A 20,743-nucleotide genomic window follows, 5' to 3' on the forward strand; every position below is an offset into this window, starting at 1 on the left:
GCGCACGTAGACTCCCGACCGTGAGCACCGACGACCTCGACGCGCTGGCCCTGCTGAACGACCCCGTACGCCGCAGCCTCTACGAGGCGGTCGCGGCCGGTGGCGGCGACGTGGGCCGGGGGGAGGCCGCCGAGGCGGCCGGGGTGTCGCGGACGCTGGCCGGCCACCACCTCGACAAGCTGGTCGAGGCCGGGCTGCTGGAGAGCGGGTTCCGGGCCCCGGCGAAGAAGGGGCCCGGCAGCGGGCGGCCGGCCAAGGTCTACCGCAGGTCCAGGGGCGAGCGCTCGGTGAGCCTGCCGCCCCGCGACTACGTCACCCTCGCCTCGGTGCTGGCCGACGTGGTGGACCTGCTGGGCGCGGAGGAGCAGGCGGAGAAGGCGGCGCGCGGCGCGGGGGAGCGCATCGGCGCGCGGCACGCGGGCGAGCCGGTGGAGCGGGTGCTGGGGGAGCGGGGCTATGAGCCGTACGAGGAGGACGGGCTGCTGCGGCTGCGCAACTGCCCGTTCCACGTGCTGGCCACGGACCAGCCGCTGCTCGTGTGCTCGATGAACCTGGCGCTGTGCCAGGGGCTGCTGCGCGGGCTCGGCGAGGACCCGGCGCGGGCGCGCCTGGACGCGCGGCCGGGGGAGTGCTGCGTCGCCCTTTCTAAAACAAATGAAGATTGACATAGAAGGGATCGGGGTGATGTGCTGAGCGTCATGCATCTCGCCCAGCTCAACCTCGCCCATCTGCGCGCGCCCATCGACTCCGCCGAGCTCGCCGAGTTCGTCGCCCTGCTCGAACCGATCAACGCCATCGCCGACGCCGCCCCCGGGTTCGTCTGGCGGCTGAAGGAGAGCGAGAGCGACCCCACCGCGACCGTCCGCCACGACTACGGCGACTACCTGCTCGTCAACTTCTCCGTGTGGGAGTCGCTGGAGTCGCTGTGGAACTACGTCTACCGCTCACCGCACCTGGAGGTGCTGCGCCGCCGCAGGGAGTGGTTCCAGCGCATGGCGGAGCCGACCATGGTGATGTGGTGGGTCCCCGAGGGCACCATCCCGACGCTGGCCGAGGCCATGCAGCGGCTCGAACGCCTCAGGACCGAGGGCCCGAGCCCCGAGGCGTTCACCTACAAGGACGCCTACACCAGCAGCGAGGCCGCGAACCTGCCCGCCGCCGCCGAGGCCAGGAAGTAGGCCAGGTCCTCCTCCAGGCCCCGGCCCATCGTCGAGAGCCGGACCGGGGCCGCCCGCAGCGCCTCGTGCAGGCCGTCCACCGGCACCGGCACCAGGCGGTGCCGCACCGCCAGCAGTTCGGCCTGGTCGCGCACCCGCGCACCGAACTCGCCCGGCAGATCGGGCACCGGCACGTCGGCCGGGCAGAGCGCCACCCGCCCGAACGCGGTCAGCGAGTGGTGCGACACCCCGTGATGCCGCTCGCGCAGGTCGCCCTCGCTGACCCGCAGCGCCGCCACCGGCCGCCCCCGCAGCACCCCGGCCGCGTTGACCGCCTCGCCCGCCTGCACGCCCGAGAAGCCCCAGCGGGTGCCCGAGCCCAGGTTGCCCGGGCCCTGCGCGACGATGGCCACGTCGGCCTCCAGGACGTGCCTGGCCGCCAGCAGCGCCGTGTGCACGGTCACCGCCTCCAGGTCGCCGCCGAACGCCTGACCCGCCGTCACCACTCCCGCCAGCCAGCCGCTGTCGCGCAGCCGCGCCACCGACATCGAGAACCACGCGGGCAGCGCCCCGCCGTCCTGCATGACGTACGCCACCCGCGTGCCCGGCGCGGCCTCGTACAGGCCGGCGAGGATCGGCGCGAGCGCCGAGTGCAGGTCGGCCACCACGACGGGCATGTCGTCCAGGGAGTCGGCCTCGCGCAGGACCTCGTGGTGAGGCGAGCCCTGCTCGTCCGCGCCCGCCACCGTGGCCTGCAGCGGGGTGTACCGGGCCTTCACCAGGTGCCCCGGCCCCTGAGGATCTTGCGGCAAACGGTTCGGGACGGCCACCACCATGGCGTAACCTCCCGTACCGAGACCCATCGCGAGTGCGGTCGTGTTGAGCAGCACCTCGTCGCCGGGTTCCGGGCGCCCCACCAGCGGGGGGTACGCAAGCGCCCGGCACTCCCCCTCGGGGACGGCGACGTCCAGTTCCACCGCTCCCGGCCACTCGCGTCGGATCCGTACGACCTCGCCCTTGCGCCATCTGATCACGGGGGCAGGGTAGCGTCGATGAAGGAGGAGTGAGGCAGATGTCGCGCCGGAAGACGGAACGGCTGCTCAATCTCGTCATCTGTCTGCTCGCCACCCGGCGCCCGCTGTCGGCCGAGCAGATCCGCCAGGCGGTGCCCGGCTACGACCGCGACGGCGACGAGGCTTTCCAGCGCATGTTCGAGCGGGACAAGAACGAGCTGCGCGAGATCGGCATCCCCATCGACGTCGTCCGCGACCCGTGGGAGGACGAGCCGGGCTACCGCATCCAGCGGGAGTCGTACGAGCTGCCGGAGATCACCCTGGAGCCCGACGAGGCCGCCGTGCTCGGCCTGGCCGCCCAGGTGTGGCAGCGCGCCAGCCTGGCCGAGGCCGCCTCGGGGGCGCTGCTCAAGCTGCGCGCCGGCGGCGTCGCCACCGACCAGCCGGTCGGCACCGGCGCGCTGGAGCTGCGCGTCGACACCCGCGACCCGGCCTTCCCCGCCCTGTGGGAGGCCGTGCGCGACCGGCGCGTGGTGCGCTTCGACTACCGCGGCGCCGGCAGCGAGAGCGTACGCGCCCGCACGGTCGAGCCGTGGGGCGTGGTGAGCCGGCGCGGCCGCTGGTATCTCGCCGGGTTCGACCGCGACCGGCAGGCGCCGCGCGCCTTCCGGCTCAGCCGCATCACCGGCCAGGTCGCGCACGTCGGCAAGCCGGGGGCGGTACGCGTCCCTGAGGGCGTCGACCTGCGGGCCATGGTCGGGTTCCCCGACGAGACGACGGACGAGCGGGTCGCCGTCGTACGGGTGCGCCAGGGGGCGTGCGAGGGGGTGCGCCAGCTCGCCAGGGCCGTCCACCCCGGCGTGGACGGCTGGGACGAGGCGGAGCTGACCTTCTCCGACCCCGAGCGGCTGGCCGGCTGGATGGCCAGCCTCGGCGGCGACGTCGAGGTGGTCGAGCCGCCGGACGCGCGCGAGGCGGTCATCCGCAGACTGAAGGGGGCCATGGCGTGAGCGGGCCGGCCAGGAAACAGGGGGAAAGCGTATGAGCGGGAGCGCGGACCGGCTGCCGCGGCTGCTGGCGCTGGTGCCTTACCTGATGTCCCATCCGGGGGCGCAGGTCGGCGAGGTGGCCGCGGTGTTCGGCCTGAGCGAGAAGCAGCTCATCGACGACCTGCAGCTCGTGTGGATGTGCGGGCTGCCCGGCCACACCCCGGGCGACCTCATCGACGTCTCCTGGGACGGCGGCGAGATCATCATCGACAACGCCGACACGATCGCCCGGCCGCTGCGGCTCGGCATCGACGAGGCCAGCGCCCTGCTGGTCGCGCTGCGCATGCTGGCCGCCACGCCGGAGCTGGCCCTGCCCGCGGGCAGGGACCAGGCCAACGGCGTGACCGGTGACGCGCTCGCGCGGGTGACGGCCAAGCTGGAGCGGGCCGCCGGCGAGGGCGCCGCCACCGTCAGCAGCCAGGTCGCCGTGGACGTCGACGCCGCCCCCGACGCGCTGCCCCGCGTCCGCGAGGCGCTGACCGGCGGACGGCGGCTGTCGCTGCGCTACTACGTGCCTGGCCGCGACGAGGTCACGCCGCGCGAGGTCGATCCCACGCGCGTGCTGGTCGTGGACGGCCGCGCCTACCTGGAGGGCTGGTGCTACCGGGCGGAGGCGATGCGGCTGTTCCGGCTCGACCGCATGCTCGGCGTGGACGTGCTCGACGTGCCCGCCGACCCGCCCGCCGAGGCCGAGCCGATCGACGTCACCCGTGGCGTCTTCCGGCCCTCGCCCACGGACGAGCTGGTCGAGCTGGAGCTGAGCGCGGCCGGGCGGTGGGTGGCCGAGTACTACCCGTGCGAGGAGGTCGCCGAGCTCGGCGAGGGCCGGCTGCGGGTGGCGCTGCGGGCCCGCGACGAGGACTGGATCGTCAAGCTCGCGCTGCGGCTCGGCGACACCGGCCGGGTCGTCGCGCCGCCCCGGATGGCCGAGACCGTACGCGCGGAGGCCGAGCGGGCCCTCGCCCTGTACGCTCACGGGTCATGACGTGGATCCTGCCGGCGGCCGTCGTCGTGCCGGCCGGGCTGATCGCCCTGGGGGTCCTGACGGCCCGCGTGATAGGCGCCGCCCGTGCCCTGAACAGGGAGGTTGCTCGAATTAACCAGCAATTCAGGCTGAAAGCGGACTCCAGGGGATGAGGCAGGGCCGTCGGCAGCGTACGATCAGGTTTGGACAGCACTCGGCTTACCTGTAAGGACGTCACATGAACCTGGGAGCTCCGGAGATCATCCTGATCCTGGTGGCATTGGTCCTGCTCTTCGGGGCCAAGAAGCTGCCGGACCTGGCCCGTGGCGTCGGGCGGTCCCTGCGCATCTTCAAGGCCGAGACCAGCAAGATGAACGACGACGATGACGAGCGCCCCACCGTCGTCCAGGCTCAGGCCCAGCCGCAGGCCCAGCCCGCGCCCCCGCAGCAGATCCCGGCCCCCGCCCCGGCGCTGTCCGTGGAGGAGCAGGCCCGCCAGCTCGAGGAGCAGGCCGCCCGGCTGCGTGCCTCGGCGCAGGCCGACAAGCGCGTCTGAGCCTTTCCTTCATCCGTCCCTCGTCCCCGAGGACTCACTAGATGGCGCTGCTGAAGAAGTCGGGCCCGAAGCCGTCGCGGGACCCGGAAGGCCGGATGCCGCTCATGGAGCACCTCCGGGAGCTCCGCAACCGGCTGCTCATCGCGATCGCCGCCGTGGCCGTCGGTCTGATCGTGGGCTGGATCGTCTCCGATCCGGTGTGGGAGATCCTCAAGGAGCCCTACTGCCACACGGCCCAGGCGCGGCAGCTCACCGGTGAGTGCAGCCTGACCTACAACGGCATCTTCTCGTCGTTCTTCATCACGCTGAAGATCGCGCTGATGGTCGGTCTCGTGGTGTCCTCGCCCGCGTGGCTCTACCAGATCTGGGCGTTCGTCACCCCGGCGCTCTACCGCACCGAGAAGCGCTACACGCTGACGTTCCTGGGGCTGGCGATCCCGCTGTTCGTCCTCGGCGCCTGGCTGTGCTACTTCATCATGGACACCTCGCTGTCCTTCCTGCTGGGCTTCTCGCTGGACGGCACGGTGGCGACGATCGCCATCGACGACTACCTCGACTACGTGCTGATCATGTTGCTGATCTTCGGGGTGTCGTTCGAGCTGCCGCTGCTGCTGGTGTTCCTCAACATCATCGGCGTGGTCTCGCACGCCGCGATCGCCAAGCACCGGCGGCTGGTCATCTTCCTGATGTTCGTCTTCGGCGCGGTGATCACGCCGGGCGGCGACCCCATCACCATGATGGCGCTGGCGACGCCGATGATCGTGCTGTTCCTGGCCGCCGAGCTGTTCATGTACATGCGCGAGCGCAGGCGGCCGGCGGACGAGTTCGCCGGGCTGTCCGACGACGAGGCCTCGCCGCTGTCCGACGACGACAGGCCCCTCGACGACCCGCCGCTCCAGGACCCGCCACTCCGCGACGTCACGCCCAGCGACGTCACGCCCAGCGACGTCACGCCCAGCGACGTCACGCCCAGCGACGTCACGCCCAGCGACGTCACGCCCAGCGACGCCACGGCCAGTGACGCCACGCGCAGCGACGCCGCGCCCGGTGCCGCCGCGCCTGGTGACGCCACGATCGGTGACAAGCCGGCCGGTGACAAGCCGGTCGACGGGGATCCCGCAGGGCGATAACCGGCGGAGGATTCCGGTTCCGCGCGATAGGCGATAGGTTCCGGGCGTGTCCCCCCAACTCGCCGTGCTCGTCAACCCGGCCGCCCGTGGCGGCCGGGCCCTGCGCCAGCTCGAGCCCGTGGCGCGCCGGCTGCGCGCCGGCGGGGCTGAGCTGTCGGTCATCGTCGGCTCCGACGCCGCCGACGCGCTCGAACGCGCCTGCACCGCCGTCGCCGAGCGCCCCGACGCGCTCGTCGCGTTCGGCGGCGACGGCCTGGTGCACCTGGCCGTGCAGGCCGTGGCCGGCACCGACGTGCCGCTCGGCATCATCCCGGCCGGCACCGGCAACGACATCGCGGCCGCGCTCGGCGTGCCGTGCAAGGACCCGATGGCGGCCGCCCGGGTCGTGCTGCGGATGAAGTCGCGGCTGGTCGACGCCGCCCGCGTGCGTGCCGGGCGGGCCGAGGAGCTGTTCGCCGGGGTGCTGTGCTGCGGCTTCGACTCCCGGGTCAACGAGCGGGCCAACCGGCTCACCTGGCCGGCCGGGTCGGCCCGCTACGTGGTGGCCATGGTGGAGGAGCTGCGCTCGTTCCGGCCTGTGCCCTTCCGGCTCGTCCTCGACGACGACGAGGTGATCGAGCGGGAGGCGACGCTGGTGGCGGTGGCCAACACCCGCTCGTACGGCGGCGGGATGCGGGTGTGCCCCGACGCGCTGCCCGACGACGGGCTGCTCGACGTGCTGACGGTCGGGGCCCTGCCGAAGAGCGAGTTCCTGCGCGTCTTCCCGAGCGTCTACCGGGGCACGCACCTCGGGCATCCGGCGGTGTCGGTGCGCCGGGCGCGGAAGGTGCGCCTGGAGGCCGCCGATCCGGACGGCCTGGTGGCCTACGCCGACGGCGAGCGGGTCGGGCCGGTGCCCGTCGAGTGCGAGGTCCGGCCGGGCGCGCTGCGCGTCCTCGTTTGAGATCTACTTTGTAAAGGCGTCGGGCTCGGATCGCCCGCACCCGGCCGCGTACGGAAGGACGGACCGGAATGGCGGTTTCGGTAGGCTGACGGGTATGACAACGCCAGCGGAACGCTATGCGGCCTTCCGTCAGAAGCACGCCGACGACGGGGCCGCGCTCACATCGTTCCGAGGTCTCTACGACTTCGAGCTGGACGACTTCCAGCTCGACGCCTGCCGCGCCCTGGAGGCCGGTGACGGCGTCCTGGTGGCGGCGCCGACGGGGTCGGGCAAGACCGTCGTCGGCGAGTTCGCCGTCCACCTGGCCCTGCAGCAGGGCATGAAGTGCTTCTACACCACCCCCATCAAGGCGCTGTCCAACCAGAAGTACAACGACCTGGTCAAGCGCTACGGCACCGCCAAGGTGGGCCTGCTGACCGGCGACAACAGCGTCAACGGCGAGGCCCCCATCGTGGTCATGACCACCGAGGTGCTGCGCAACATGCTCTACGCCGGGTCGGCCACGCTGGCCGGGCTCGGCTTCGCGGTGATGGACGAGGTCCACTACCTGGCCGACCGGTTCCGGGGCGCGGTGTGGGAGGAGGTCATCATCCACCTGCCGGAGTCGGTCCGGCTGGTGGCGCTGTCGGCGACGGTGAGCAACGCCGAGGAGTTCGGCGAGTGGCTGGGCGACGTGCGCGGCGACACCACGGTCATCGTCGACGAGCACCGTCCGGTGCCGCTGTGGCAGCACATGATGATCGGCAACCGCGTCTACGACCTGTTCGTCAACGACGACCTGACGCCGCGCATCAACCCCACCCTGATGCGGGTGACCAGGGACGCCGAGCGGCTGATGGCGGGCCGGGGCAGGGGGCGCGGCTACGGCCGGCCGCAGCGGGCCCGGCCGCCGGACCGGGTGCAGGTGATCGAGAAGCTGGACTCCGAGGGGCTGCTGCCGGCGATCACGTTCATCTTCTCGCGGGCGGGCTGCCAGGCGGCGGTGCAGCAGTGCCTCTACGCGGGCATCCGGCTCACCACCGACCGCGAGCGGCACGAGATCCGCCAGCTCGTCGACGAGCGCACCGCCCACCTGCCCGACGAGGACCTCGCGGTGCTGGGCTACCTGGAGTGGCGCGAGTGCCTGGAGCGGGGGCTCGCCGCGCACCACGCGGGCATGCTGCCGGCCTTCAAGGAGGTCGTGGAGGAGCTGTTCACGCGGGGGCTGGTCAAGGCGGTCTTCGCGACGGAGACGCTGGCGCTGGGCATCAACATGCCGGCCCGCAGCGTGGTGATCGAGAAGCTGGACAAGTGGAACGGCGAGACGCACGCCGACCTGACGCCGGGGGAGTACACCCAGCTCACCGGCCGGGCGGGGCGGCGCGGCATCGACGTCGAGGGCCACGCCGTGGTGCTGTGGCAGCCGGGCATGGACCCGCTGTCAGTGGCGGGGCTGGCTGGCACGCGGACCTATCCGCTGCGCTCCAGCTTCCAGCCGTCGTACAACATGGCGGTCAACCTGGTGGGGCAGTTCGGCCGCGAGCGGGCGCGCACGCTGCTGGAGGAGTCGTTCGCGCAGTTCCAGGCCGACCGGGCGGTGGTGGGGCTGGCCAAGCAGCTCCGCAAGCACGAGGACGCGCTGGAGGGCTACCAGGAGGCCATGACGTGCCACCTGGGCGACTTCCCCGAGTACGCCGCGCTGCGGCGGCGGCTGTCGGACCGGGAGGCCGAGCTGTCCAAGCAGCGCGGCGCGGCCCGGCGGGCGGCGGCCGTGCGGTCGCTGGAGGCGCTGCAGCCGGGCGACGTGATCCGGGTGCCCGGCGGCCGGCGGGCGGGGCTGGCGATCGTCCTGGACCCGGGCCGCAACCCGCGCGGGCAGGGCCCGAGCCCGCTGGTGCTGACGATCGGCAAGCAGGTCAAGAAGCTCGATCCGGCCGACTTCCCGGTGCCGGTCGAGCCGCTGGAGAAGCTGCGCATCCCGAAGAACTTCAACGGCCGTTCGCCGAAGGAACGCGCCAACCTGGTCTCCACGCTGCTGGCCAAGATCGGCGACCGCGACCTCGGCAAGCCGCCGCGCGTGCGTGACCACGCGGTGGAGGACGACGAGATCAACGAGCTGCGCCGGCGCATCCGGCAGCACCCGTGCCACGGCTGCGACGAGCGCGAGGACCACGCCCGCTGGGCCGAGCGCTACTACAAGCTGCTGCGCGAGACCGAGGGGCTGCGCCGCAGGGTGGAGGGCCGCTCGCACGTCATCTCGCGGACGTTCGACCGCATCTGCTCGGTGCTGGAGCAGCTCGGCTACCTCGACGGCGAGACCGTCACCGACGAGGGCCGCCGCCTCGGCCGCCTCTACACCGAGCTCGACCTGCTGACGGCCGAGAGCCTGCGCCAGGGCCTGTGGGAGGAGCTGGACCCGGCCGAGCTGGCGGCGTGCGTGTCGGCGCTGGTGTTCGAGTCGCGGGCGGCCGACGACGCGCGCCGGCCGAAGATCCCCGCCGGACGGGCCCAGGACGCGCTGACGGCCATGCTGCGGCTGTGGGGGGAGCTGGAGGGCATCGAGTCCGACCACAAGCTGTCGACGCTGCGTGAGCCGGATCTGGGCTTCGCGTGGGCGGCGTTCCGGTGGACGAAGGGGCACACGCTGGACGCGGTGCTGATGGACGGCGTCAACGGCAACGAGCTGGCGGCCGGCGACTTCGTCCGGTGGATCAAGCAGCTCATGGACCTGCTGGGGCAGCTCCAGAACGCGGCGGCGCCGGGCAGCAGGATCCGGCAGACGGCGGGCAAGGCGGTCGACGCGATGCGGCGCGGAGTGGTGGCGTACTCGTCGCTGACCTGACCCGCCGGGTGCGGCGGGTGGGGGCCGGCTCCCGGGCCCTCACTCGTCGCCGGAGGCGATGCCCGCGACGGCGAGCGCGAGCCCGAGCACGCCGGTGACGATCGAGGCCACTGTCAGCGCGCCGCCGTCGAACATCAGGTGGAGCAGGCCGAAGTCGCGGTCGAAGACGTGGACGGCGACGAGGGCGCCGAAGCCCTGGATCATGAGGAGCACACCGAGGAACGTCATGCGTCCCATCGTGGCGGCCCGTGCGGGGCCGGCCATCGGCCGAAAGTAGCGGGCGGGGCCGACTTGTGGCGATGTTCGGGAAGAATCGTTGGCGGCGGCGTGACGCTTCTTTGGTTCTTTTACTCGTTTGCGGCGGATTTAACAAGAACGATGAAACGCCGTTCTTGGCGCGCTTTACTGGTCAAGCTTTCACCGTTTCGGCTGAAATGTCGTGATTTATGCGACTTGGGCGGGTAACGTCCGAATTGTCAAGTGTTCAGCCGTTCAACGGGGGAGGAATCATGGCGAACACGCAGCTCACACACGTCGGGTATCAGCAGGGATGGGGCTGCCGGCGTCGCCACTGGCGCCGCCGCTGGGCCTGCGGCCGGCGTAGGTGGTGGGGCTGGGGGTGCTGACAGTGCATCGTGAGAGCCGGCGGCTCAGCCGCCGGCTCTCCTTTTCCGCCTCCGGCCGCGAACTCGCCCCGGCGGTCACCCTTCGCCGGACTTTTCGCGAGTTCTGGCCGGACACCCGCGGGCTGCGGCCGTTGTTCGCGGCCGGAGTGGTGTTCGCCGTCCTGGCCGCGCTGTGCGAGGTCGCCGCGATCCGCCTGTTCGGCCACATCACGGACGAGGTGCTCACCACCCGGAACCTGGAGGCATTCTGGGTCCCCGCGTTCAGCTGGCTGGGGCTCGCCACGGTCGCGGGGGCGGCGTCGTTCGCCGGTGCGTACATCACCGCCCTCGGCGCCGAACGATTCCTGCTGAGACTCCGCGACCGCGTCTTCGGCCACCTGCAGACGCTCGCGCCCGACTACGCCGAGAAGCGGCGGCTCGGCGACCTCATGGCCCGGCTCACCGACGACGTCGAGGCCATCGAGGAGCTCGTCGGCTCCGGGCTGGTCAAGGCGATCACCACCGCCGCCAGCGTGGTGTTCTTCGCCGGGGCCGCGTTCCTCGTCCGCTGGGACCTGGCGCTCGTCACGCTCGCCCTGATCCCGGCGTTCCTGGTGGTGTCGAAGCTGTTCGCGGCGAGGTTCCGCGTCGCGGCCGCGCGCGAGCGGCACAGCAACGGCGCCATGAACAGCGTCCTGGAGGAGGGGCTGGCCAACCAGCCGCTGGTGCAGGCGTACAACCGGCAGCGCGACGAGGCGCGCAGGCTGCACCGCGAGGGACGGACCTGGCTGCGCGCCAATCTGTCGCAGGCGTGGCTGTCCGGTCTGTACGGCCCGGTCGTGCAGGTGATCGAGACCGTCTGTCTGATCATCGTCCTCGGCGTCGGCGCCTGGGAGATCGCCGCCGGCCGGCTGACCATCGGCGGCCTGCTGGCCTTCGCCGCGTACCTGGCCCTGCTCTATCCGGCCGTCCAGGGGCTCGGCGAGCTGGCGCTCACCGTGTCGGAGGCGGCCGCCGGCTCCGACCGGATCATCGAGGTGCTGCGGGCCAGGCCCGCCGTCACCGACGCGCCCGCGGCCGTCGCCGCCGGTCAGGGCCGGGGCCGCGTGGAGTTCGACCGGGTCGGCTTCGCCTATCCGGGACGCGCCTCGCGGCCCGCGCTGCACGAGGTGTCCTTCGTCGCCGAACCAGGGGAGGTGCTGGTGATCACCGGGCCCAGCGGGGCGGGCAAGTCCACGCTGGCCAAGCTGCTGCTGCGCTTCTACGACCCGGACGAGGGCCGCGTCCTGCTGGACGGCGCCGACGTCCGCGGCCTGACGCGCGAGTCGCTGCGCGAGAACGTCACCGTGCTGCACCAGGAGACGATGCTGTTCTCCGGGTCGGTACGCGACAACATCGCCTACGGGCGGCCCGCCGCCTCCATGGAGGAGATCATCCGGGCTGCGGAGACGGCCGGCGTGCACGACTTCGTCCAGGATCTGCCCCGCGGGTACGACACGCCGGTGGGGCAGCGCGGACGGCTGCTGTCCGGCGGGCAGCGGCAGCGCGTGGCGATCGCCAGGGCCGTCCTGCGTGACGCGCCGGTGCTGGTGCTCGACGAGCCCATGACCGGGCTCGACGAGGAGACGGCCGCGCAGGTCATGGCGCCGCTGGGGCGGCTCATGACCGGGCGGACGACGATCCTCATCACGCACGACCTGCGGCAGGTGCCGTCGGGCGCGCGGGTGATCGGGCTGCGGCCGGTGCCGAGGCACGAGCGCATCCGGCTCAAGCGCGCCGGCGTCCCGCGCCTGGCCAGGGACCGGACCGGCGCGGGACACGGGGCCTCGCGCACCGGCCGCCAGGAGGCCGCCCACGCCGTGCGGTCGTCCGGGCCGGTGCCGGTGCCGTTGCCGCGCGAACCACCGGAACCACGCGGACCACGGGAACCACGCGAACCGCGAGAACCACGTGAACCGCTCGTGCCCGAACCGGGCGGCGTCGACGCCGGGCCGTGATCCGGTGGCGCCGTGCACGGAACACCCGTCCTTCCCGAGGGCGGGTGTTCTCGTGTCATCGGGGCTGTATGTCCGGGAAGTCCGCCGGTAGAATCGGAGAGATCCCTCCGGTTGCCGGTGAAGGCGGGTGGAGCGCATGGGCGACGATCACAGCACGGCCAGGCCGCTCCGCGCGGACGCCCGCCGCAACAGGGAACGGGTGCTGCAGATCGCCCAGGAGGCCCTGGCCAGCGACGGCCTGACCATCTCCTTCGACGAGATCGCCCGCCGTGCCGGGTTCGGCGTCGGCACCGTCTACCGGCACTTCCCCACCAGGGAGGCGTTGTTCGAGGCGGTGCTGCTCGGCCGGATGGAACGGTTCGTGGCCGACGCGCGGGCGCTCGCCACCGCCGAGGACCCGGGCCGGGCGTTCTTCGGCTGGTTCCGTACGGTGGTCGAGCAGGCCTCGGTCAACCAGGCGCTGTGCGAGATGCTGGAGGGCGGCACGGTCCCCGCGTTCCGGCGCGGGACGACGCTGGAGGCCGACTTCGCCGCCGCGCTGGGCCGGCTGCTGCAACGCGCCCAGCGGGCCGGGGCGGTGCGCGGCGACCTCCGTACGGAGGACGTGCAGGACCTGCTGCGCGGCTGCCTCACCGCCGAGCGGCGGGCGCGGGCGAGGGGCGGGAAGGTCGCGATGGCCGAGGTGGTCTGCGACGGCATGCGCTCACATCCGCGCTGAGCCGTCGCGCCCCCTCAAGAGCCGTCGTGTCCTCCCAAGAGCCGTCGTGTCCTCTCAAGAGCCGTCGAGGGCGAAGCGGACCTCGCGGGTGGCCGGATCGGCCTTGGTCAGGCGGACCGTGACCTGCGCGCCGAGCGGCAGCGTGCCGTCGCAGCGGGCGATCACCGCGGGCTCGACGAGCTGGACCTGCCCGCCGCCGCGCCGCTCGTCCACGTCGATCACCACCGCCTCGAACGCCTCCCCGACCCGCCCCCGCAGCAGGAACGCCTCCACCAGGTCCACGCACGCCCGGTCCACCGCCGAAGCGCGCCGCCCGGACACGGCCATCAGCTCCGGCAGCCCGGAAAGACCCGCCCGCACGTCGGCGGGCACCGGCTCACCGGCCGCGACCGCCAGGCACACCTCGGTCGCGTACCTGTCGACCAGCCGCCGCAGCGGGGCCGTGACGTGCGCGTACGGCGCCGCGACCGCCGCGTGCCCCGCCTCCTTCGGCGGCGCCCCGTCGAACGCCTCGTAGCCGGAGCCCCGCAGCAGGACCCGCGACTCGTGCAGGAACGCCGCCTGCCGCGGGTTCTTCGGATCCAGGCCGTGCACCACCTCGCCGTAGCCGGCGCCGTCCGGCCACGGCACGCCCAGCGCCCCCGCCACCAGGCGGACCTTGGCCAGGTCGTCCGGCCGGGAGGCGGGCAGCACACGCAGGATGCCGATCTCGGCGTCGAGCATCATCGCCGCCGCGGCCATGCCGGTGAGCAGCGAGATCTGCGCGTTCCACGCCTCGGCCGGCAGCGGCACGCGGTACTCCAGCCGGTAACCGTCGCCGGTGGGCACGACCTCCTGCTCGGGCGTCGGGAGGGTGACGCCGCCGCGCTCGCGTTCCAGTGCCAGCCGCAGCCGTCCGATCTCGGCCAGCAGCCCGAGCACGCCGTCGGCGGTGCCGGTGTCGACGGCGGCCTGCACGTACGCGTAGTCGAGGCGTTCGCGGCTGCGGACCAGGGCGCGCTGCACGTCGGCGCCGATCGTCCGGCCGTCGGCGTCGAGGTCGATCCGCCACACGGCGGCCGGGCGCGGCAGGCCGGGCAGCAGGCTGGCCGCGTCCTCGGACAGGACCTTGGGATGCAGCGGGATCTTGCCCTGCGGCATGTAGACCGTCTCGCCCCTGGCCCGGGCCTCGGCGTCGATGATCCCGCCCGGGCGGACGAACGCGCCCACGTCGGCGACGGCGTACCAGACCCGGTAGCCGGCGTGCAGCCGTTCCAGGTGGAGTGCCTGGTCGAGGTCCATGGAGCCGGGCGGGTCGATGGTGACGAACGGCAGGTCGGTGAGATCCTTGCCGCTGAGCCGCGGCACCTGCGCCACCCACGCCGCCTCGTCCAGCACGACGGGCGGGAAGCCGGCGGGCAGCGCCAGCTCGCGCCCGATGCGGTCGAACCCGTCCTCCAGCTTCAGGGGGATCTCTTCTGGAACCTGAATCATCGACACGCGCACAACCTATCGGGGCGTTTTAAGGAGGGTCAGTCAGGGGTTTTTATGAAATTCCCGCTTTTGACGTGATCGCTCACATTACGCTGCTGCCCCGGTAGGTACGAGGGGGAGCACAACGTGTGGATCGCAGTCGCGGTGCCGGCCGCCGTCGTCGTCGGGATCGTGGTCTGGTGGCTGCGCCGTGACCGGCCCGCCGGTACGGAGACCGACGGCCCCGGCTTCGCGGCCGGGCGGGCGCCGGAGCGGGAGCCGGGCCTGACGCCGGAGGCGGACGCCGCGTTCGTGGAGGGGCTGGGCGCGTACGACGCCACGGGCGAGGCGCTGCGGCCGGACTGGGGGCGTGACGTGCTCGCGGTGGACGGTACGCCGCCGCGGCTGATCTCGCTGCGGCTGCTCGCCGACGGGTTCGCGGCTCTGGGGGAGGCCGCCCTGCACGACCCGCAGGGCGCGGTCGCGGGCCTGATGGCCGAGTACGCCGCCGCCGAGCGGCCCGGGGTGCTGCACCTGCGGGCCGAGTGGCCGGCGGACGAGGTGGACGGGATGGACCGTACGGCCTTCGCCGAGGCCGTACGCGCGGTCGTCTGCCCGCCGGACGCGGCCGGCGTCGAGGGCTTCGCGGACGGCGCCTCCCTGATCGTCTCCGTCACGGTCACCGAGCCGCCCGCCGGGCGGAACACGCTGATGCTGGACCTGGGGCGGGTGCTCGACCTGTACGCGGAGGCGCGCGAGAAGCGGCCCGACGCGACGCCGGAGGAGGCGCTGCGCGAGATCGTGCCCGGCATGCTCGCCGCCGGCGGGCCGGGCCTCACCTGGGTACGCCCCCCGACCGAGCAGGAGCGCCAGATGGTGACGACGGCCTGCGCCCCACCCCCGGCCTGACCCGGCAGACAGTGGCCCGGCGTCAGCCGCCGCCCTCGGCGCGGCCCTCGCGCCAGTACCCCATGAACGCGACCGCCCGCCGATCCATCCCCCGCTCGCCCACCAGGTGCCGCCGCAGCGTCTTGATCACGCCCGCCTCGCCCGCCAGCCACGCGTAGAGCGGTTCCGCGGCGTCCTCCTGCGGCACCTCCCACAGCTCCTCGGCGTCCACGTCCACCTCGCTGAAGCCGTTCAGGCCGGGGCCGGGGGACGTCAGCAGCCGTCCGGCGGCGGCCCGGACGGCGGGGACGAGTTGTGCGCCGCGCTCGCCGCCGTTCCTGGGGAGCCAGCCGACGCGTACCGAGCAGGAGGTCTCGACGGGCAGGGCGTCGTCGGCGAAGGGCACCTCCATCAGGGCCTCGCCGGTGACCCCGGCGGGCAGGCGCTCCAGGACGGAGCAGATGGCGGGCACGGCGGTCTCGTCGCCGGCGAGCAGCACGGTTGCGCTGCCGGCGGGCAGCCGGAACTCCAGCCCGCCGTGCTCCCCGTCGTAGCGGGCGTCGGGCCCGAGGATGGCGGCCTCGTCGCCGGGCTGGACCCGCTCCGCCCATTGGGCGACGGGCCCGCCGTCGGGGTGCATGACGACGTCCACGTCCAGCTCCCTGATGTGCGCCCGCACCTGGCGCGCGGTGTAGGTGCGGATCGGGTTGCGCCTGGCGTCGTCGAGCTGCCGCCATTGCGCGTACCAGTCGGGGCCGGTCGGCAGGTACGACAACCCGCAGCCGGGCAGCGGCAGGACGAGCTTGATCCGCTGGTCGTAGCCGTTGTCGGCGAAATGGCAGAGGTCGTCCCCGGTGAACGTGACCCGCAGGAACGACGGGCTCAGCCGCTCAAGCCGGTCTACCTGGACGTGGAACATGTGAAACGGCGAGCTCATCCCCGACTCCTCCAGCAAATTTAGGTGAGCCTAACCTAAACGATCGCCGGAGGGCCGGCCACCGCACGGAGCGCCGCGACCGGCGTACGGATCGGAGTCGCCGCAGGTGAGAGCCTGGATCACCGGCCCCGACAAGCTTCTGTGATGAAAGTTTCAGCCGCGATTGACAGCGGGAAAGCGCTTACCTATGTTGTGGCGTGTTCGCTCTCACGTACGTCGATCATGTATGTGAACGAATGCTCGCTGGGGGGACACCATTCGCGGACCTGACGGGTCTGCTCGGGCCAGCAAGGAGCAGAATCGTGCGACACACATCCATCGGCAGGACGGGCGCGGTCCTCGCGGGCGTCGTCACCCTCACCGCCTCCGCGGTGACCGGCGTCGTCATGGCGTCGGCGGCGGCCGCCGCTCCGGCGCCCGGGGCGTACACGCTCGTGAACGACGCGAGCGGCCTCTGCCTCACCGTGCCGGGCGCCAGTTCGTCCGACGGCGTGCAGCTCACCCAGAGCGGCTGCGGCGGCTCAGGCCAGGTCTGGAACCTGGCCGCCGGCGGCTCCGGCTACACGGTCAAGGCCGCGCACAGCGGCAAGTGCGCCGGTGTGGAGGGCGCGAGCACCTCCGCGGGCAAGGCCGTGCAGCAGGAGAGCTGCACCGGCGGCTCGTCCCAGACCTGGACGGTGACCGAGTCCGGCGGCACCGTCAGGATCGCCAACGCCAACGGCGGCAAGTGCCTCAACACCAAGGACAACTCCACCTCCTCCGGAGCGCTGGTGCAGGTGAACTCCTGCGACTCGGTGGCCACCAAGCAGTGGAGGCTCGCGCCCACGAGCGGCGGCACCACCGGCCCGACCCCGACGACCACGCCCACCACGCCGCCCCCCGGCGGCGGCACGCCGAACGGCCTGGTCGGCTGGGCCACGCAGGGCGGCGGCACCACGGGCGGCGGCGGCACGAGCCCGACCACCGTCACCTCCTCCTCGGCGCTGACCAGCGCCCTGTCCGCGAGCGGCGCCGGGGTGATCCGGGTCTCCGGCACGATCTCCTGCTCGGGCATGCTGAAGGTCGGCTCCAACAAGACGATCATCGGCAACTCCGGCGCCGTCATCTCGGGCTGCGGGCTCAACATCTCCCAGGCGTCCAACGTGATCGTCCGCAACCTCACCTTCAGGAACTGGAACGACGACGCCATCAACGTCCAGTACTCGACCCGGGTGTGGATCGACCACAACAGCTTCAGCAACGGCTACGACGGCGCCGTCGACGTCAAGCGGGCCAGCGACTACGTCACCATCTCCTGGAACCGGGTCAGCTCCCACGACAAGACGATGCTGCTCGGCCACGACGACGGCAACGGCTCGGAGGACCGCGGCCACCTGCGGGTGACCTACCACCACAACTGGTTCGACGGCACCAACCAGCGCCACCCGCGGGTGCGCTTCGGCAACCCGGTGCACGTCTACAACAACTTCTACGGCAACATCGGCAGCTACGGCGTGGCCTCCACCCAGGAGGCGGGCGTGCTGGTCGAGGGCAACTACTTCGAGAACACCGACGACCCGTACCACCGGGGCGAGGGCGACTCCGGCCCGGGCAACCTGGTGGCGCGCAACAACTGCTTCGTCAACTCCGGCAGCGGCCAGGCCGGCGGCAGCGTCGCCTCCATCCCCTACTCCTACACGCTGGACACCCCCTGCAACGTCAAGTCCATCGTGACCGCGGGCGCGGGCGCCGGGCGGATCTCTGTCTGACGCCGTTCCCGCCCTGATCGAGGCCCCTCCGGCGACCGCCCGCCGGAGGGGTCTTCCCTCGCCCCGGCGGGGCCGGGTTCGATAGCGTCTTTCCGCGCGTCACACCCCCTGAGCCTGTTGCGTGAGGAGCCCGGCTTGTCCTTCCTGATGCTGTCCGCCGCGGATGTCGCCCTCCTGATCGACGCCTCCGGTCCCGGCCTGCCCCGCGTACGCCACTTCGGCGCCGCGCCCGGCACGGACGACGGGGCCGAGCTGCTTCCCCTGCTGGCGTCCCTGGTGACGGCGCCGCCGCTGCTGCCCGCCCAGGGCGACGGCTGGTACGGCCGCCCCGGCCTGGCGGGCTCCCGCGACGGCGAGCACTGGCCGGTCCGCTGGACCCTGGGCGGCACGGACGTCTCGGCGGAGCCGGGCAGGGGCGGCACCGTGGCGGTCACCGCCGCCGACGAGCGGGCGGGCCTGTCGCTGGTGAGCGAGCTGGGCATGGACGCCTATGGCGTGGTGACGCTGCGGCACACGGTCACCAACACGGCGGCCTCGCCGTACCGGCTGGCGGGGCTGGTGTGCGCGCTGCCGGTGCCGGCGCGCGCCGGCGAGCTGCTGGACTTCACCGGGCGCTGGGCGCTGGAGAAGGTGCCGCAGCGGCGGGCGTTCGCGCACGGCGTGTGGAGCAGGGAGAACCGGCGCGGCCGGACGGGGCACGACGGGACCGGCCTGCTCGTGGCGGGCGCCGCGGGCTTCGGCTTCCGCTCCGGCGAGGTGTGGGCGGTGCACGCCGGCTGGAGCGGCGACCACGTCCACTACGCCGAGCGGCTGCAGGAGGGCGCGGCGCTGCTGGGCGCGGGCGAGCTGCCCGAGCCCGGCGAGATCGTCCTGCGGCAGGGCGAGAGCTACAGCACGCCGCTCGTCTACTTCACCTGGTCGGCGGAGGGACTGGACGGCGCGAGCGCCCGGCTGCACGACCACCTGCGCGCCGCCCGGCCGCTGCCGGTCCGGCCGGTCACGCTCAACAACTGGGAGGCGACCTACTTCGACCACGGCCTGGACCGGCTGCTGGAGCTGGCCGAGCGGGCCGCGGCGGCCGGGGTCGAGCGGTTCGTGCTCGACGACGGCTGGTTCCGCCACCGCCGCGACGACCGGGCCGGCCTCGGCGACTGGTACGTCGACGAGGGCGTCTGGCCGGGCGGCCTGCACCCGCTGGCCGAGCGGCTGCGCGGGCTCGGCATGCAGTTCGGCCTGTGGTTCGAGCCGGAGATGGTCAACCCCGACTCCGACCTGGCCCGCGCCCACCCCGACTGGGTGCTCGGCCAGGCGGAGCGGCTGCCGCCGCCGCACCGCAACCAGCAGACGCTCGACCTGGCCAGGCCCGAGGCGTACGCCTACCTGCTGGAGCGGATCGACGCGCTGATCAACGAGTACGCCCTCGACTACCTCAAGTGGGACCACAACCGCGACATCGCCGAGCCCGTCCATGACGGGGTGCCCGGCGTGCACGCGCAGACCCTCGCGGCCTATCGCCTGCTGGACGAGCTGCGCGCCCGCCATCCGGGGCTGGAGATCGAGTCGTGCTCGTCGGGCGGCGCCCGCGTCGACTACGGGGTGCTGGCCCGTACCGACCGGGTGTGGGCCTCCGACAGCAACGACGCGCTCGACCGGCAGGCCATCCAGCGCTGGACCGGGCTGCTGGTGCCGCCGGAGCGCATGGGCGCGCACGTCGGCGCGCCGCATGACCACATCACCGGCCGGTCGCTGCCGCTGGCCTTCCGCGCGGGCACCGCACTGTTCGGGCACATGGGCGTGGAGTGGGACCTCACCTCGGCGAGCGAGGCGGAGCTGGAGGAGCTGGCCGTCTGGATCGCGCTGCACAAGCGGCTGCGGCCGGTGCTGCACGCCGGGCGGGTGGTCCGCGCCGACCATCCTGACCCGTCGGCGCTGCTGCACGGGGTGGTGCTGCCGGAGCGGGCGGTGTACGGCTACGCGCAGCTGAGCTCGCGGCCCGAGTCGGCGCCCGCGCCGCTGCGGCTGCCCGGCCTGGACCCGGCCGCCCGCTACGAGGTGCGCGTGGCCGGTCCGGTGCCCGGCTCCGCGCTCATGCCGTGGTGGGCGAGCGAGCCGGTGCGGCTGCCGGGGGCGGCGCTGGCCGAGCTGGGGCTGCCCGCGCCCGCGCTCCAGCCCGCCTCTGTGGTGGTCATCGAGCTGGAGCGGGTCTGACGGCCCGCCCCGGCGGCTACCGGGGCACGTTGTAGGGGTAGGGGGCCGGGTACGCGGCGGGCGCGGGCCGCCAGTCCGCCCAGTCGATCCGTACGCGCTCGCGCCGCCGCCGGTCCACCTTGACCGGCAGCACCGTGCCGGGCGCGAGGATCCCCATCGGGACGCGCGGCAGCGACTGCCGGTGCGTGACCCGGTAGATCTCGCCGTCCGCGGCGCGTACGGCGAGCACGAAGCGCGCCACCGGCCGTTCGTCGACCGACATCCCGGTGTCGGTCACGGACTCGACGACGGCCTGCGCGGGGACGCCGGTGGCGAGCAGCCGCCGCCCGCCCCGCGCGGCGACGGCGACGGGCACCCAGACCCCGGCCGTGATGAGCATCGTCACACCTGCGATCGCCAGGGGCAGCCATGTTCCGGAGCTCACTGTCTTTCCCCGTTCTTCCTGTTCTCCGACCTTCCTGGTGTTTTCTAGGCAACGTCGTTTGCATGCCGCTTGATCGTCGCTTGCGAAATAACGGCTTCCATGCGGGCCGCCGACGGGAACGCATGGAGGCAGG

The 20,743-nt window shown here is 73.0% G+C and carries 19 protein-coding genes; 14 read left to right on the forward strand and 5 right to left on the reverse strand.

The window, feature by feature from the left end; all coding sequences use genetic code 11:
- Positions 1 to 20: 20 nt before the first annotated feature.
- On the forward strand, positions 21 to 665 hold the full coding sequence (locus tag BMW85_RS29065; RefSeq protein WP_091087624.1) for a helix-turn-helix transcriptional regulator: 645 nt from the start codon (positions 21 to 23) through the stop codon (positions 663 to 665).
- 21 nt (positions 666 to 686) lie between these two features.
- Positions 687 to 1,178, forward strand: a complete 492-nt coding sequence (locus tag BMW85_RS29070) for a DUF3291 domain-containing protein (RefSeq protein ID WP_091087626.1) — start codon at positions 687 to 689, stop codon at positions 1,176 to 1,178.
- On the opposite strand, the gene BMW85_RS29075 is transcribed toward BMW85_RS29070, so the two are convergent.
- The gene (locus tag BMW85_RS29075) at positions 1,124 to 2,191 is read right to left on the reverse strand and encodes a DUF3866 family protein (protein ID WP_091087629.1); all 1,068 of its coding nucleotides are present in this window, start codon (positions 2,189 to 2,191) and stop codon (positions 1,124 to 1,126) included. The two genes, BMW85_RS29070 and BMW85_RS29075, sit on opposite strands and share 55 nt — an antisense overlap.
- A 38-nt stretch (positions 2,192 to 2,229) precedes the next feature.
- On the opposite strand from BMW85_RS29075, the gene BMW85_RS29080 reads away from it, so the two are divergent.
- The 7 genes from BMW85_RS29080 (at position 2,230) to BMW85_RS29105 (ending at position 9,633) form a co-directional block, all read left to right on the forward strand.
- The gene (locus tag BMW85_RS29080; protein WP_091087631.1) at positions 2,230 to 3,180 is read left to right on the forward strand and encodes a helix-turn-helix transcriptional regulator; all 951 of its coding nucleotides are present in this window, start codon (positions 2,230 to 2,232) and stop codon (positions 3,178 to 3,180) included.
- 31 nt (positions 3,181 to 3,211) lie between these two features.
- Entirely contained in the window at positions 3,212 to 4,204 is a 993-nt protein-coding gene (locus tag BMW85_RS29085) for a helix-turn-helix transcriptional regulator (RefSeq protein WP_091087633.1), read from the forward strand.
- Complete coding sequence (locus tag BMW85_RS49805; protein ID WP_177240932.1) at positions 4,201 to 4,356, forward strand: hypothetical protein; 156 nt, start codon at positions 4,201 to 4,203, stop codon at positions 4,354 to 4,356. Before BMW85_RS29085 ends, BMW85_RS49805 begins: the two co-directional genes overlap by 4 nt.
- A gap of 65 nt (positions 4,357 to 4,421) precedes the next feature.
- Complete coding sequence (gene tatA, locus BMW85_RS29090; protein ID WP_091087635.1) at positions 4,422 to 4,739, forward strand: Sec-independent protein translocase subunit TatA; 318 nt, start codon at positions 4,422 to 4,424, stop codon at positions 4,737 to 4,739.
- Between the two features lie 41 nt (positions 4,740 to 4,780).
- Positions 4,781 to 5,869 carry a twin-arginine translocase subunit TatC gene (gene tatC / locus BMW85_RS29095; protein ID WP_245775125.1) on the forward strand — a complete coding sequence of 363 codons (1,089 nt, stop codon included), beginning with the start codon at positions 4,781 to 4,783 and terminating at the stop codon, positions 5,867 to 5,869.
- A 46-nt stretch (positions 5,870 to 5,915) separates the two neighbouring features.
- Positions 5,916 to 6,812 carry a diacylglycerol kinase gene (locus tag BMW85_RS29100; RefSeq protein WP_091087638.1) on the forward strand — a complete coding sequence of 299 codons (897 nt, stop codon included), beginning with the start codon at positions 5,916 to 5,918 and terminating at the stop codon, positions 6,810 to 6,812.
- 94 nt (positions 6,813 to 6,906) lie between these two features.
- Complete coding sequence (locus BMW85_RS29105; RefSeq protein WP_091087640.1) at positions 6,907 to 9,633, forward strand: DEAD/DEAH box helicase; 2,727 nt, start codon at positions 6,907 to 6,909, stop codon at positions 9,631 to 9,633.
- A gap of 39 nt (positions 9,634 to 9,672) precedes the next feature.
- Here BMW85_RS29105 and BMW85_RS29110 read toward each other — a convergent pair whose 3' ends face one another.
- Positions 9,673 to 9,897 (reverse strand): hypothetical protein, encoded by a 225-nt coding sequence (locus tag BMW85_RS29110; RefSeq protein ID WP_218155963.1) that lies wholly within the window; start codon positions 9,895 to 9,897, stop codon positions 9,673 to 9,675.
- Between the two features lie 364 nt (positions 9,898 to 10,261).
- Between BMW85_RS29110 and BMW85_RS29115 the strand changes: the two genes are divergently transcribed.
- The gene (locus BMW85_RS29115) at positions 10,262 to 12,235 is read left to right on the forward strand and encodes an ABC transporter ATP-binding protein (protein ID WP_245775126.1); all 1,974 of its coding nucleotides are present in this window, start codon (positions 10,262 to 10,264) and stop codon (positions 12,233 to 12,235) included.
- Between the two features lie 136 nt (positions 12,236 to 12,371).
- A complete protein-coding gene (locus BMW85_RS29120; protein ID WP_091087790.1) occupies positions 12,372 to 12,953 on the forward strand; it encodes a TetR/AcrR family transcriptional regulator in 582 nt (193 codons plus the stop codon).
- Positions 12,954 to 13,007: 54 nt separating this feature from the next.
- Here BMW85_RS29120 and BMW85_RS29125 read toward each other — a convergent pair whose 3' ends face one another.
- Positions 13,008 to 14,426, reverse strand: a complete 1,419-nt coding sequence (locus BMW85_RS29125; protein WP_091087793.1) for an RNB domain-containing ribonuclease — start codon at positions 14,424 to 14,426, stop codon at positions 13,008 to 13,010.
- Between the two features lie 126 nt (positions 14,427 to 14,552).
- Between BMW85_RS29125 and BMW85_RS29130 the strand changes: the two genes are divergently transcribed.
- Positions 14,553 to 15,314, forward strand: coding sequence for a hypothetical protein (locus tag BMW85_RS29130; protein WP_091087646.1), 762 nt, complete (start codon positions 14,553 to 14,555; stop codon positions 15,312 to 15,314).
- 22 nt (positions 15,315 to 15,336) lie between these two features.
- On the opposite strand, the gene BMW85_RS29135 is transcribed toward BMW85_RS29130, so the two are convergent.
- The gene (locus BMW85_RS29135) at positions 15,337 to 16,230 is read right to left on the reverse strand and encodes a siderophore-interacting protein (protein ID WP_091087652.1); all 894 of its coding nucleotides are present in this window, start codon (positions 16,228 to 16,230) and stop codon (positions 15,337 to 15,339) included.
- A gap of 302 nt (positions 16,231 to 16,532) precedes the next feature.
- Here BMW85_RS29135 and BMW85_RS29140 point away from each other — a divergent pair, with 302 nt between their 5' ends.
- Complete coding sequence (locus BMW85_RS29140; protein ID WP_091087654.1) at positions 16,533 to 17,978, forward strand: pectate lyase family protein; 1,446 nt, start codon at positions 16,533 to 16,535, stop codon at positions 17,976 to 17,978.
- Positions 17,979 to 18,125: 147 nt separating this feature from the next.
- A complete protein-coding gene (locus tag BMW85_RS29145; protein WP_177240939.1) occupies positions 18,126 to 20,186 on the forward strand; it encodes an alpha-galactosidase in 2,061 nt (686 codons plus the stop codon).
- 16 nt (positions 20,187 to 20,202) lie between these two features.
- Here BMW85_RS29145 and BMW85_RS29150 read toward each other — a convergent pair whose 3' ends face one another.
- Entirely contained in the window at positions 20,203 to 20,610 is a 408-nt protein-coding gene (locus BMW85_RS29150; protein WP_143082429.1) for a DUF3592 domain-containing protein, read from the reverse strand.
- Positions 20,611 to 20,743: the final 133 nt, after the last annotated feature.

The organism is Nonomuraea wenchangensis (assembly GCF_900111685.1).
Classification (GTDB): Bacteria; Actinomycetota; Actinomycetes; order Streptosporangiales; family Streptosporangiaceae; genus Nonomuraea; species Nonomuraea wenchangensis.

Bases quoted from the DNA above. Each gene is read 5' to 3' on its own strand.
- BMW85_RS29125 (WP_091087793.1), bottom strand. From the start codon at position 14,426: ATGATTCAGGTTCCAGAAGAGATCCCCCTGAAGCTGGAGGACGGGTTC.
- BMW85_RS29145 (WP_177240939.1), top strand. From the start codon at position 18,126: ATGCTGTCCGCCGCGGATGTCGCCCTCCTGATCGACGCCTCCGGTCCC.
- BMW85_RS29080 (WP_091087631.1), top strand. From the start codon at position 2,230: ATGTCGCGCCGGAAGACGGAACGGCTGCTCAATCTCGTCATCTGTCTG.
- BMW85_RS49805 (WP_177240932.1), top strand. From the start codon at position 4,201: ATGACGTGGATCCTGCCGGCGGCCGTCGTCGTGCCGGCCGGGCTGATC.
- BMW85_RS29105 (WP_091087640.1), top strand. From the start codon at position 6,907: ATGACAACGCCAGCGGAACGCTATGCGGCCTTCCGTCAGAAGCACGCC.
- BMW85_RS29135 (WP_091087652.1), bottom strand. From the start codon at position 16,230: ATGAGCTCGCCGTTTCACATGTTCCACGTCCAGGTAGACCGGCTTGAG.
- BMW85_RS29120 (WP_091087790.1), top strand. From the start codon at position 12,372: ATGGGCGACGATCACAGCACGGCCAGGCCGCTCCGCGCGGACGCCCGC.
- BMW85_RS29110 (WP_218155963.1), bottom strand. From the start codon at position 9,897: ATGGCCGGCCCCGCACGGGCCGCCACGATGGGACGCATGACGTTCCTC.
- tatC (WP_245775125.1), top strand. From the start codon at position 4,781: ATGGCGCTGCTGAAGAAGTCGGGCCCGAAGCCGTCGCGGGACCCGGAA.
- BMW85_RS29085 (WP_091087633.1), top strand. From the start codon at position 3,212: ATGAGCGGGAGCGCGGACCGGCTGCCGCGGCTGCTGGCGCTGGTGCCT.
- tatA (WP_091087635.1), top strand. From the start codon at position 4,422: ATGAACCTGGGAGCTCCGGAGATCATCCTGATCCTGGTGGCATTGGTC.